6 protein-coding genes are annotated in these 13,314 nt (G+C 71.6%); 3 read left to right on the forward strand and 3 right to left on the reverse strand.

Annotation, left to right across the window (positions count from 1 at the left end; translation table 11 throughout):
• Nucleotides 1-398: 398 nt before the first annotated feature.
• The 3 genes from OG587_RS15440 to mscL all read right to left on the reverse strand — a co-directional run bounded on the left by OG587_RS15440 (nucleotide 399) and on the right by mscL (nucleotide 5,014).
• Nucleotides 399-1,073 carry a hypothetical protein gene (locus tag OG587_RS15440; protein WP_329090861.1) on the reverse strand — a complete coding sequence of 225 codons (675 nt, stop codon included), beginning with the start codon at nucleotides 1,071-1,073 and terminating at the stop codon, nucleotides 399-401.
• A gap of 262 nt (nucleotides 1,074-1,335) precedes the next feature.
• Nucleotides 1,336-4,416, reverse strand: coding sequence for an AfsR/SARP family transcriptional regulator (locus OG587_RS15445; protein WP_329090863.1), 3,081 nt, complete (start codon nucleotides 4,414-4,416; stop codon nucleotides 1,336-1,338).
• 169 nt (nucleotides 4,417-4,585) lie between these two features.
• Nucleotides 4,586-5,014: a large conductance mechanosensitive channel protein MscL gene (gene mscL, locus OG587_RS15450; RefSeq protein WP_329090864.1), complete on the reverse strand. Its 429-nt coding sequence runs from the start codon at nucleotides 5,012-5,014 to the stop codon at nucleotides 4,586-4,588.
• Between the two features lie 183 nt (nucleotides 5,015-5,197).
• Between mscL and OG587_RS15455 the strand changes: the two genes are divergently transcribed.
• From OG587_RS15455 to treY, 3 genes are all read left to right on the forward strand, one after another.
• The gene (locus OG587_RS15455) at nucleotides 5,198-8,554 is read left to right on the forward strand and encodes a BTAD domain-containing putative transcriptional regulator (protein ID WP_329090866.1); all 3,357 of its coding nucleotides are present in this window, start codon (nucleotides 5,198-5,200) and stop codon (nucleotides 8,552-8,554) included.
• 113 nt (nucleotides 8,555-8,667) lie between these two features.
• The gene (gene glgX, locus OG587_RS15460) at nucleotides 8,668-10,773 is read left to right on the forward strand and encodes a glycogen debranching protein GlgX (RefSeq protein ID WP_329090867.1); all 2,106 of its coding nucleotides are present in this window, start codon (nucleotides 8,668-8,670) and stop codon (nucleotides 10,771-10,773) included.
• Nucleotides 10,766-13,312 (forward strand): malto-oligosyltrehalose synthase, encoded by a 2,547-nt coding sequence (treY, locus tag OG587_RS15465; RefSeq protein WP_329090868.1) that lies wholly within the window; start codon nucleotides 10,766-10,768, stop codon nucleotides 13,310-13,312. The genes glgX and treY overlap by 8 nt, the downstream gene beginning before the upstream one ends.
• Nucleotides 13,313-13,314 lie beyond the last annotated feature (2 nt).

Consider the following 13,314-nt stretch of genomic DNA (forward strand, 5'->3'; position numbering starts at 1 on the left):
ACCGTAAATAGCTCAGTCCAGAAACGAATGCGCGCGTAGGAGGTCTGCCTTTCGGGCCGCGCCCGGAAGCCCTTACGGTGGCTCTGGCCTGCATGTGCGGTGGAATTTTTCCTCAGTGCCACCGGCCTTCGGCGGCCGGGTGTAGTCCACGATCAGGGGCTGGACGCACGGTCAGTCCGCGTGATATGGCGCATAAAGCCGCTTATCAGGATTTTCGTGGTCCGTCCATATGAATTTCCGCTATCCGTCCATATGGATTACCGTGACCGCCTGCCGGAAATCGCGTGTCCACTGAGAGGGTTCGCTTGGGTGCCACGAGTATGGCACCGGCTGATATATCGCCCTCGGTCGCCCGTAATGCCGATCTATCCGTACCGCGAACAACCACACCACGAAAATCAGACGAGGCGCCAGTCGTGGCGTTCCAGGAAGGCGCGCTCGCCGGTGGCGTACTCGGTGAAGGCGTCCTGGACCGCCCCCAGGTCCGGGACGTGCGTGCGGAACATCCGGTCCCTGACGCTGTCCTTGTACTCCAGCTCGTAACCCGAGATCTCCGGGGAGCTCTGCACGAAGTGCTCGCCGAAGACGACCAGGGCGGTGAACGGGTTCTGCGGGGACATGGTGGCGAGCGCGTCGGAGATGAGCTGGAGGTCGGGGCCGACCACGATCATCCCGTCGCCCGTGCGCATCTCCATGGTCGGGTAGACGCCTCGCGGAGACAGGTTGTGCACCAGGCCGCGCTGCGGGTCGTAGCAGACCAGCCCGCACTCGGCGGCCAGGGCGAAGACCTCGGCGGACACCTCGTCGGCCCGCTCCGGTTCCACGCCGACCAGGACGTGGGCCGGGGAGAGCCACTCGGCCCCGGGCAGCCGGTCGGCGAACGCCGCCACCCCGGGGTACGCCTCCGCGTCCTCCCGCTCATCGGGGCCGGGACCCGTACCGTGCCGGAGTTCCCCAGGGGAAGGCGTTCCCGCGTTCTCCCGGTCCCCGTGGCGGAGGGACCGGAAGATGTTCTCCGCGTGTTCCCTGGTGATCGGTTTGGGCTCGTACCAGACGGCCAGTTCGAAACTCACGGTTCCATTGTCCTCCGGGTGCCTTTCCCGGTGGAAAGGGCCGGACCGATCGGGTGATCGGCCCGGAGGACGCGCCGGTGGCCGGGGCGTTCACGACACGCGGGGAGGGCCAGCCCCTGTGTGACCCTGTCGGGGATGAGCCCGCCGTACCCGCTCATCCTCGTACGGATCGTGAAGCTTCAGACGACCACGTGATCTCCTGCCATCCGGACGCTACGGAGTCACTGCATATTTTCCGCATATGCCGAAAAGCCGATCACGGTCAGCCGGTGATCGAGGAGTGACGTCCGAGGAGCCCGGCCAGGTCGTCCGCCTTCGCCCTGTCCCCGATGAGGGTGAAGAGCTCGTGGGCCTCGCGCCAGCACCTTACGGCCCTCTCCCCGTCGCCGGCCGCCACGTGGGCGAGGCCGAGGCTGCGGAGCGCGCCTCCCAGGTACGTCGTCCAGCTGCGGGTCCGCCACAGCGCCACGGACTCCGTCAGGCGTTCGACCGCTCGGGCGTGGTCGCCGTCGGCGCGGTCGAGGTCGCCGAGGATCCAGAGGGCGTCGGCCAGGTGGTGGGTGAGGTTGTAGCGGCGGCTGAGCTCCTCCACGGCGTCGGCCGTGGGCCTCGCCCGCTCGTCGCCGTCGCCGCTGTAGAGCTTCGCCAGCGTGACCAGGGTCATCGTCTCGGACGACGGGTCTCTCGCCACCCGGGACATGACGAGCGAGCGGTTGAGACACCGCTCGGCCGGCTCGGACTGGCCGGTCTCGACGTACGCGAGGCCGAGGAACTGCAGGGACGTCGCCTCGAAGCGCGGGTTTCCCAGCGTCTCCGCCACCTTCAGCGCGCTCACCAGGTGCGGGATCGCCGAGAGGACGTCCCGCTGGCCATGTGTGACACCGAGGGCCAGGTGGGCGCGCGCCCGGCCGCCGAGGTGGCCGGTCTCCTCCGCGAGGCGCAGCGCCGTCTCCGCCGACTCCACGGCCGGTTCGACGAATCCCTGCGCGGCCAGGCCCCAGGCGCACATCACGTGGGCGTCCGACAGCCCGCGCAGCTCGCCGACCTCGGTGAACATCTCCGCGAGCCGGACGGCGTTGGTGTGCAGCGCCACCATGGCGCCGCCCTCGTGCTCGACGCCGGTCCAGGTGGTCACGTCGAGCAGCCCGCGCAGCATGACGGCCTCGCCGAGCAGGTTTCCCGCCGTACGGCAGGCCAGCATGGCCCGCTCGTTGAGGCGCCGGCACTCGGAGAAGAACCCGTGCGAGTCGAAGTAGCGTTCGAGGCACCCCGCGAGGTCCCAGGCGAAGTCGTCGAGCGCGAGGGCGCAGGCCTGCTCGACGAGACCGGCCAGCGCGGTCCGTTCGGCGTTGAACCAGGCGAGGGGATCGCGCAGGAGGGACTCGGCGATGTCCCCGGGCAGCGCCCGGCGCGGCGCCGGGCCGTGGAGCACGGCGTAGCAGGCGCCGTGGACGTGCTCCATCGCCTGTTCCGCCAGCCAGAGCCACGCGCCGAACGCCCGGCTCGTCGCGAGCAGCAGTTCGGCGGGCTCCTCCTCGGCCTCCGCGCGCTCGCGGGCGTACAGCCGGACGAGGTCGTGGAAGCGGTAGCGGGCCTGCCCGGTGGCGTCGATCCCGGAGATGGTGGCGAGCTGCGCGTCCACCAGGAACTCCAGGTACGTCTGTCCCTCCTGGTCCGGGCAGTCGAGCAGCGTGGCGGGGACCCAGCTCGCGAAGCCGGGGACGTCGAGAAGGCCGAGCAGCCGGAAGGCACGCCGCGCGTTCTCGGGGAGACCGACGTAGCTCAGGGCCAGGCTCGCCCTGACCGCGTGGTCGCCGACGATCAGCTGGTCGAGGCGCCCGCGCTCGTCGCCGAGCCGCCCGACGAGCCAGGCGATGCTCTGCCGGGGACGGGCGGCCAGCCGCGCGCCCGCGACGCGTACGGCGAGCGGGATGCGGTCACACAGCCAGACGAGCTCGGTGGCGGCGGAGAGCTGCGCGGCGACGCGGTCGTGCCCGATCAGCCGCGAGAGCAGCTCCACGGCCTCCTGGGTGCTCAGGACGTCCAGTTCGACCGGTCGCATGCCCTCCAGGCCGGAGAGCCTCACGCGGCTCGTGACGATCACGGCGCAGCCGGAGACACCGGGGAGCAGGGGTCTCACCTGCTGCTCCGACGCCGCGTTGTCGAGGACGATCAGGACGTTCGCGCGGGCCAGGCGGCTGCGGTACAGCGCGGCGCGGGCCTCGACCGACTCCGGGATGCTCGACCCGGGTACGCCCAGCGCGACCAGGAACCGCCCGAGCACGTGGCCGGGATGCGCCTGCTCCTCCTCGTGCGCGCCGTGCAGGTCGACGTAGAGCTGCCCTCCGGGAAACCTCCCGGCCAGCTGGTGCGCCACGTGCACCGCCAGCGCCGTCTTGCCGATGCCGCCCATTCCCGTGATGACCGAGACGGTCGTCGCGGAGCGCTCATCCAGCCGCGCGACGAGCTCCCTGACATGCTCCTCGCGGCCGGCGAAGTCGGCGATGTTCATCGGTAGCTCCGCGGGGGGTTCTCGCGGCTCGGTCAGGCCCTGTCCGGTTCTCGGCTGCTCGTTCCGCTCCTCCTGCCCGCTCGCGACGTGCTCGGGGTTCGCCCACTCCCCGGCCAGGATCAGCCGGTGGAGGTCGCGCAGCCGGGCCCCGGGCTCGACGCCCAGTTCCTCGTTCAGGAGGCGCCGGGTGTCGGCGTACACCGTCAGCGCCTCGGAAACGCGGCCGGCGCGGGTGAGCGCCACCATGAGGTGCGCCCGCATGCGCTCGCGGAGCGGGTGCGCGTTCACGTGGCCGGTGAGCTCGGCGACGAGTTCCGGCTGGAACCTCACCGCGAGGTCGGCCTCGACGCGGTTCTCCAGGGTGGCGAGCCGCAGCTCCTCCAGGCGCGCCGCCTCGCCCGACAGGTCCTCGACGAACCGCAGATCGGCGTACGCGGGGCCGCGCCACAGCCGCAGGGCCCGGTGCAGGAAGTCCGCGGCCTCGTGGTGGTCGCCGTGCAGGAACGCGTCGTGGCCCTCCTTCGCCAGTGACTGGAACCGATGGACGTCCAGCTCGTCGGCGTGCACGACCAGCAGGTAGCCGCCGTGCCTGCGCAGGACCCGGTCGTGGCCCAGGGACCGGCGAATCTTGGAGGCGTACAGGCGCAGGTTGTTGTGGGCCGTCTTCGGCGGGTGCTCGCTCCAGAGCGCGTCCACGAGCAGGTCGTCGGGCACGGACCTGTTGGCGTGGTGCAGCAGCATCGCGAGCAGGGCCCTCTGTTTGCGCCCGCCCAGCGGAAGCGGCTGCTGGTCGGCCCTCACCTCGACCGGCCCCAGGACGGAGAAGTCCATACCACTCCCCTGGAAGGCTTCGCAGGGGCCAAGTGTGCCCGACCTCCCCCCGACCGTCAATGATCACCAAGGACTCCCGGGCCGTGGGGCGACCGGTTCCCGGGGCGGGGACGGACCGCGAGGGCGGGGGGGCCGGGGGAGGGGCGCGAGCCTCCGGATCGGGCCGGAGCTACGCCGGCGGCCTGTCGCCGACGGCGACCCGCGACAGCTCCACGGTGCAGAACGCGCAGCGCCTGGCCTCGATCGGGATGTCGCTCAGGCACTCCGGGCATTCCTTCTCGGTGGCCTTCCTGTCCCGGTCGAAGAAGCCGATCAGCCGGGTCATGGGCATCACGACCAGCCAGTAGATGACCGCCGCGATGATCATGAAGCTCAGCAGGTGGTTGATGAAGTCGCCGTACATGAACTTGGAGCCGTTGATCGTGAACACGTACTGCGAGAAGTCCGGTTCCCTGCCGCCCGTGATCGCCCCGATCAACGGCGTGATGAGGTCCTTGACCAGTGCCTGCACCAGCCCGCTGAAGGTCGCCCCGACCACGACCGCCACGGCGAGCTCGACGAGGTTGCCCCTCAGCAGGAACTTCTTGAATTCGCCCATCACTCATGTCCTCCACTCGTGAGGACGGACGCCCTACCCACCTGTCGGCGGCCAAACTTCCCTGTTTATCGGGCTTTCCGGAGAAAAAGGACAATGCCGGACCCCGTGCGGAGGCGTACGGGCTGGACGGGGTGGTGGACGCGGAAGGCTAATATCGGCGCAGTTCGCGAGCGAGGTGGCCGGATGGACTTTCGTGTGCTGGGCCCGGTCGGGGCGTTCGCCGACGGAGGGGCGGCGCTGGACATCGGCCCCTACCAGCAGCGGCTGGTGCTCGCCATGTGCGTCCTCGCCGCCCCGAGGCCGGTCGGCCCGAACCGGATGATCGACGTGCTCTGGGAGGGCGACCCTCCTCCGGGGGCGCTCAACACCGTGCAGGCGTACGTCTCCAAGCTCCGCCGCGTCTTCGAGCCGGGCAGGGCGAGGAACGTGCCCCCGGCGGTCCTGGTCAGCAGGCCGGGGGGCTACGCGCTGGACGTTCCCGGCGGTGCGATCGACCTGGGCAGGGCGCGGGGGCGGGCGGCCGAGGGCAGGAGCCTGGGGGCCGGGGGCGACCACCGGGGGGCGGTCAGGGAGCTGCGGCTGGCGCTGGGGGAGTGGAGCGGGGAGCCGCTCGCGGACCTCTCCGGCAGCTCCTGGGCGGTGGAGGAGAGCGCGCACCTGGCCGAGCTGCGGCTGACGACCGAGGAGGACCTGGCCGAGGCGGAGCTCGCGCTCGGCCGGGGGGCGGCGCTGACGAGCGGGCTCGCCCACCTGGTCGGCGCCCACCCGTTCAGGGAGCGGCTGCGGGTGCTCGCCGCCCACGCGCTCTACCAGGCGGGCCGGCAGGCGGACGCGCTCGGCGTGCTCGCCGAGGGACGCCGGTTGCTGATGGAGGACATGGGGCTGGACCCCGACCCCCGGTCGAGAGAGATGGAACGGCGCATCCTCGGCCAGGATCCCGCGCTGACGCCCCGCCTCGTGGCGGGAACGGGAGCGGGAACGGGACGGGTGGCGGCGAAGGAGAAGCAGGAGGAGAAGGGCACCGGGCTGGTGGGCAGGGACGCCGAGGCGGAGGTGCTGGAGCGGGCGGTCGCCGGTGACGGGCACCGGGTGGTGCTGCTCGCCGGGGAGCCCGGCATCGGCAAGACCAGCCTGGCCGAGCACGCCGCCGGGGCCGCGCGGGCGCGGGACCACCGGGTGGTGTGGGGCCGCTGCTGGAGCGGTACCGGCGCGCCGCCCTTCTGGCCCTGGACGCAGGCCGTGCAGGACCTGGTCGGCAGGGACGGCGAGCTGGCGCAGCTGGCCGGAGCCGGGCCCGCGGGGCAGGCCGGGCAGTTCGCGTTGTACGAGGCGTTCGCCCGGCTGCTGAACGAGCACGGCCGGGTCCTGGTGGTCCTCGACGACCTCCAGTGGGCGGACACCTCGTCGCTGCGGCTGCTGGAGTTCCTGGCCTCCACCCGGCTCTGCCCCGAGCTCACCGTCGTGGCCACGTACCGCGACACCGACGTGCGTCCCGGCGAACCGCTGGAGCACGCCCTCGGCGCGCTGCTGCGGCTGCCGCACGTGCGGCGGCTCCTGCTGCGCGGCCTGGCCGAGGGGGAGATCCGCGAGTATCTGGGACGGGCGGGCGCCGACCAGGGCCTGGCCGCGGAGATGGGCAGGCTGACCGCGGGCAACCCGTTCTTCCTGGGGGAGGTGCTGCAGCTGGGGGAGACCCCCGAGGCGCTGTCGGACGTCGTACGCGGCCGGATGGCCGGTCTGCCGCCCGGCACCGAGGAGGTGCTGACCGTCGCGGCGCTGCTCGGCAGGGAGGCGGCGACCGACATCCTGACGCGCGTGGCGGGGCTGCCCGAGGAGCGGGTCCTCGACATCGTCGACGCCGCCGTGGGGGCCCGGCTGCTGGTCGAGGGGGACGGGCCGAGCTGCCGGTTCGTCCACGACATCGTCCGCGACGTGCTGCGCGAGGCACTGCCGCCACTGCGCCGCAGGAGGCTGCACGCGCGGATCGCGGAGGTGCTGGAGGAGCGGAGCGGGACGCGGCTGACCGAGATCGCCCACCACTACCGCGAGGGCCTGCTGAACCCCCGGATGGCGGGCAAGGCCATCGGTTACACCCGGCGCGCGGCGGCCCAGGCGACCGCGCAGTTCGCCCACGAGGACGCGGTGGAGAACCTGGAGAGGGCGATCGCGATGATCGACCGGCTGCCGGGGCCCGACGACGCGCTCCGCTGCGACCTCCTGCTCGACCTGGCCGAGGCGCAGACGGCGGCGGGGATGAGCACCGCGGCCCACGCCTCCCTGGAGGCCGCCGCGGAGATCGCCGAACGGCTCGGCGACGACAACCGGCTGGCCAGGGCGGCGCTGGGGTTCTCCGACCCGATCTATCTGGCCATGTACGAGGAGATGACCGGCATCGACCGGCTGGCCGAGCGCATCGACCGGGTCCTCGCCTCCGACCTGGCCGGGGACTCGCCGTGGCGGGCTCAGCTGCTCGCCGCCGCCGCGCTGACCGGCTCCACCGTACGGCCCGTCGAGCGGAGCGTGGAGATGGCGGGGGAGGCGGTGCGGCTGGCCCGCCTCGCCGGTGACGACCGGACCCTGTCCAGGACGCTGATCGTCCTGGAGATCCTGCTGCGCTCCGGCCACGACCACGGGCGGCGCGAGGCGGTCGCCGCCGAGATCGTGGAGATCGGCCGCCGCACCGGCGACCTGGTCGTCGAGTGGATCGGCAGGGAGAACGAGTACGTCGAGCTGAACGCCAGGGGAGCCTCGGGGCGGGCCGCGGAGCTGCTGGCCTGGCTGCGGGAGACCGCGGAGCGGCTGAGGCTGCCCTCGATGGTGAGCCTGGCCGCCTGGCAGACCGCGGTCCACGCCTACCTGTCCGGGCGCTTCGCCGACGCGCTCGCCGCGGCCGACGCGTCCGGCGCGGCCCACCCCGAGGGGGCGCTGGGCCGGGACGACGCGCGGCTGCGGCGGGAGATGTTCCGCTTCCTGTCCCTGCGGGCGGCGGGCCGGGCTCACCTGGCGAGCGAACCGGGCAAGGCGGGTGAACCGGGCGAGGCTCATGGATCGGGTGAGGCTCATGGACCGGGCAGGGAAGGTGAGGCGGGCCAGGCGCTCGCGCTCGCCGACGAGATGCTCGCCCGCCGCCCCGGCCAGAAGCCCTGGCGGATCCTGCGCTGCCTCGCCCTGGTCGACCTGGGCAGGACGGCCGAGGCGCGCGACGTCTTCGCCGAGCTCTCCCGCGACGGCTTCGCGGAGATAGGTCCCGAGCTGGCCTACCGGTTCGTCCCGGACGTTGTCAGCGAGATCTGCGCGGCGCTGGGCGACGAGGCGGCGGGGGAGATCCTGTACGCCAGGCTCGCCCCGCACGCGGGCCGGTTGCTGGGCTGGTCCCTGACCGACCTGTGCCTGGCCAGGCTCGCCCTGCTCGGCGGTGACGAGGACCGGGCGGAGGCCCACCTGCGGGCGGCCGGGGCGTTCGCCGCGAAGGCGGGGCTGCGCGTCCACGAGCCCGCGATCCGCGCGCTGGCCGGTGAGTTCCGCCACGGCCTGTTCTAGGCTCGTCACGCACACGTCGTCACCGAGGTCTGAGATCACCGTCACAGGAGTGGGAATGTGCGCATGGCCGGGCCGACTTAGGGCATGTTTGTCCACCGCTGAAGGGCGGTGCAATGATCGAGATCTGGCCGGGTGACCCCTATCCCCTTGGGGCCACCTACGACGGCGCGGGAACCAACTTCGCGCTTTTCACCGAGGCCGCCGAACGCGTCGAGCTGTGCCTGTTCGACGAGGAGAACAAGGAGACCAGAGTCACCTTCACCGAGTGTGAGGGATTCGTCTGGCACGGATATCTGCCGGGCGTCGGCCCGGGGCAGCGGTACGGCTACCGCGTGCACGGGCCGTACGACCCGCCGAGAGGGCAGCGGTGCAACCCCGCGAAGCTCCTGCTCGACCCGTACGCCAAGGCGGTCGAGGGGGAGGTGAACTGGGACGAGGCGGTGTACGGTTATCGTTTCGGCCATCCCGACAGCCGCAACGACGCCGACTCGGCCGAGTTCGTGCCGCGCTCCATCGTGATCAACCCGTTCTTCGGGTGGGGGCACGACCGGCCGCCGAGCACGCCGTACCACAACACGGTGATCTACGAGGCGCACGTCAAGGGCCTCACGATCAACCACCCGAAGATCCCAGAGCGGATCCGGGGCACGTACGCCGCGATCGGCCACCCGGAGATCATCGATCACCTGACCGCGCTCGGGGTGACGGCGATCGAGCTCATGCCGGTGCACCAGTTCGTCACCGACCACGTCCTCGCCGAGCGGGGGCTGACGAACTACTGGGGCTACAACAGCATCGGGTTCTTCGCGCCGCACAACGCCTATTCGAGCACCGGGCAGCGCGGCGGGCAGGTGCTCGAGTTCAAGGCCATGGTCAAGGCCCTGCACGAGGCGAACATCGAGGTCATCCTCGACGTGGTCTACAACCACACGGCCGAGGGCAACCACCTGGGCCCGACGCTGAGCATGCGCGGCATCGACAACGCCGACTACTACCGCCTGGTCGACAACGACAAGCGGTACTACATGGACACCACGGGCACCGGCAACAGCCTGTTCATGCGCTCCCCGCACGTGCTCCAGATGATCATGGACTCGCTTCGCTACTGGGTCATCGAGATGCACGTGGACGGCTTCAGGTTCGACCTGGCCTCCACGCTCGCGCGTGAGCTGCACGAGGTCGACCGGCTGAGCGCCTTCTTCGACCTGGTCCAGCAGGACCCGGTGCTGTCGCAGGTCAAACTGATCGCCGAGCCGTGGGACGTCGGCCCCGGCGGCTACCAGGTGGGCAACTTCCCCGCCAGGTGGACCGAGTGGAACGGCATGTACCGCGACACGATCCGCGACCTGTGGCGGGGCGAGCCCGCCTCGCTGCCCGAGTTCGCCTCCCGGCTGACCGGCTCCAGCGACCTCTACCAGGACGACAGCCGCCGCCCCGCGGCCTCCATCAACTTCGTCACCTGCCACGACGGGTTCAGCCTTCAGGACCTCGTCTCCTACAACAACAAGCACAACGAGGCCAACGGCGAGGACAACCGGGACGGCGCCGACGACAACCGCTCCTGGAACTGCGGTGAGGAGGGGCCCGCCTCGCTGGCGATCGAGTCCCTGCGCGAGCAGCAGAAACGCAACTTCCTGACCACGCTGTTCCTGTCCCAGGGCGTTCCGATGATCTCCCACGGCGACGAGTTGGGCCGCACCCAGCGGGGCAACAACAACGTGTACTGCCAGGACAACGAGCTGAGCTGGGTCGACTGGTCCGACATCAGGGAGAACTGGCTGCTGCTGGAGTTCACCCGGCGGCTGGCCAAGCTCCGCGCCGACCACGCGGTCTTCCGGCGGCGCCGGTTCTTCTACGGGCGGCCCGTACGCGGTTCGGAGGAGAACCTCAGCGACATCGCCTGGCTCACTCCAAGAGGGGAGAAGATGACCGACGCCGACTGGAACGTGGGGTACGCCAGGTCGCTCGCCGTCTTCCTGAACGGCGACGCCATCACCGAGCCCGACCGCCGGGGCCGGCAGATCGTCGACGACTCGTTCCTGCTGCTGTTCAACGCCCACCACGACGTCATCAAGTTCACGCTGCCGAAGGACTACGGCGAGATGTGGCTGACGGAGATCGACACGGCCATGCCGATCACGGTCGACACCCGGGTCTGCCGGGCCGGAGAGAGCGTGCCGGTGGTCGGCCGCTCGGTGAGGGTGCTGCGCCGTGTCTGAGCCCATGACCCAGCCCGTCCCCGAGCCCGCCCCCCTGGAGCCCGCGCCCGGAATCGTCCCCCCGGAGTCGGTGCCCGAGCCGGGGTCGGTGCCCGAGCCGGGCATGCCGCCGGACCCCCTGCCCGAGCCCCCGCCCGGTGCCATCCCCCCGCAGGTCGGCCACGACGAGATCCTGCCCGAGTCCGTCCCCGGGACCAGGGCCAGCGGCGACGTCCCCGACCTCCTGGCGCTCCCCGAGGAGGCGCCCGCGCCCCCGCCGCCGCCGGGCTCGTACGAGGTGCCGGTCTCGACCTACCGGTTCCAGCTCACCCCCGACTTCGGGTTCGACAAGGTGGCCGAGCTCGCCCCGTACCTGCGGGACCTGGGGGTCAGCCACGTCTACCTGTCGCCGATCCTGCAGGCCGTGCCGGAGTCGCGGCACGGCTACGACGTGACCGACCACTCGCGCGTCCGCGAGGAGTTCGGCGGCGTCGAGGGACTGCGGGAGCTGTCGGCGACGCTGGCCCAGCACGGGATCGGTGTCGTCGTCGACATCGTGCCCAACCACATGACGATCCCGGTGCCCGAGTCGGGCAACGCGCAGCTGTGGTCGGTGCTCAAGGACGGGCCGGAGTCGCCGTACGCGTCGTGGTTCGACATCGACTGGTCCGTCGAGGACGGCGACGGCGGGGACAGCGGTGGCAGCGGTGACGGCGGCAGGGTGAACATGCCGGTGCTCGGCGACGCGGGCGAGGCGGTGGCCGACGGCGACGTGCTGCGCTACCACGACCACGAGTTCCCGCTGCCCGACACGCACTACCGGCTGGTCGACTGGCGGCGCGGGCCCGGCTACCGCCGGTTCTTCGACGTGTCCTCGCTGATCGGGGTGCGGGTGGAGGACCCGGAGGTGTTCGACGCCACGCACGCCGTCATCCTCTCGCTCGTCGAGGAGGGGGCCGTCCAGGGGCTGCGGGTGGACCACCCCGACGGGCTCGCCGAGCCGCGCGGCTACCTGTCGCGGCTGCGCGAGCGCTCGGGCGTGTGGACCGTGGCGGAGAAGATCCTGGTCGGCTCCGAGCGGCTGCCCGCCGACTGGGAGTGCGACGGCACCACCGGCTACGACACGCTCAACCGGATCACCGGGCTGTTCGTCGACCCGGCGGGCAAAGAGCCGCTGGTCGAGCTGTTCACCCTGCACACCGGGGTGCCCGACGACTACGCCGCCGTGGTCCGCGAGTCCAAGGCGGAAGTCCTGGACCTGTTCTTCGGCGCGGAGATCGACCGGCTGCACGCCGTCGTCGGCTCCGACCGCCGGACGCTGGTGGAACTGCTCGCCGCGATGCCGGTCTACCGGGCCTACGCGGTCCCCGGCGAGCCGGTGCCCGAGCTCTCGGTGCGGATCGTCGAGGAGGCCGGGCGGGTCGCCGCCGGGCGGCTGCCCGAGGGCGCCCCGGTGGCGGAGGTGGTCAAGCGGGTCCTGACCGGGCCCGCCGAGGCGGTCACCCGCTTCCAGCAGACCTGCGGCCCGGTGATGGCCAAGGGGGTCGAGGACACCGCCCTCTACCGCTGGTACCCCCTGTCCTGCCTGAACGAGGTGGGCGGCGAGCCCGACCGGTTCGGCGGGCCCGTCGAGGAGTTCCACGCGTTCTGCCGGGAGCTGGCGCCGGGCACGATGACGACGCTCTCCACGCACGACACCAAGCGCTCCGAGGACGTACGGGCCAGGCTGGCCGTGCTGTCCGAGCTGCCGGTGGAGTGGGCGGCGGCGGTCGGCGAGTGGTCCTCGAAGGTCTCCTTCGACCCGGCCCTCGACTATCTGGCCTGGCAGAACCTGATGGCCTCCTGGCCGATCGGGCCCGACAGGTTCTTCGACTACCTGTTCAAGGCGGCCCGCGAGGCCAAGACCTCGATCTCCTGGGCCACCCCCGACCCCGCCTACGAGCGCGGCATCCGCGACTTCGCCGTCCGGGCCGTCGAGGAGTGCGGGGCCTCGGTCGCGGAGTTCGCCGCGAGGATCGAGCCGTACGCCAGGTCCAACTCGCTGGGCCAGAAGCTCGTCCAGCTCATGCTGCCCGGCGTGCCCGACCTGTACTGGGGCAACGAGATCACCGACTTCTCCCTGGTCGACCCGGACAACCGGCGCCCGGTCGACTTCCCGCTGCGCCGCCGGATGCTCTCGGCGGCCCAGGCCCACGCGAGCCAGGCCCACCCGGGCGAGGCCCACCCGAGCCCAGCCACGTCCAGCCTCACCTGGGACGAGGCCAAGCTGGCGATCACCGCCCGTGCCCTGGACCTGCGCCGGAGGATGGACCCCGAGGCGCCGTACGTCCCGATCGAGGCCGGGGAGCACGCGATCGCCTTCGCCAGGGGGGAGCGGGCCGTGACGGTGGCCACCCGGCTGCCCGTCGGCCTGGAGCGGCGTGGTGGCTGGGGGAGCACCACGCTCACCCTGCCGCGCGGCACATGGCGGGACCTGCTGTCGGGTGCCGAGTACACCGGCCGGATCCCGCTCGGCCACCTGCTGTCCGTCCACCCTGTCGCGCTTCTGGAAAGGGGCTGACC

The organism is Streptosporangium sp. NBC_01469, assembly GCF_036227305.1.
Classification (GTDB): domain Bacteria; phylum Actinomycetota; class Actinomycetes; order Streptosporangiales; family Streptosporangiaceae; genus Streptosporangium.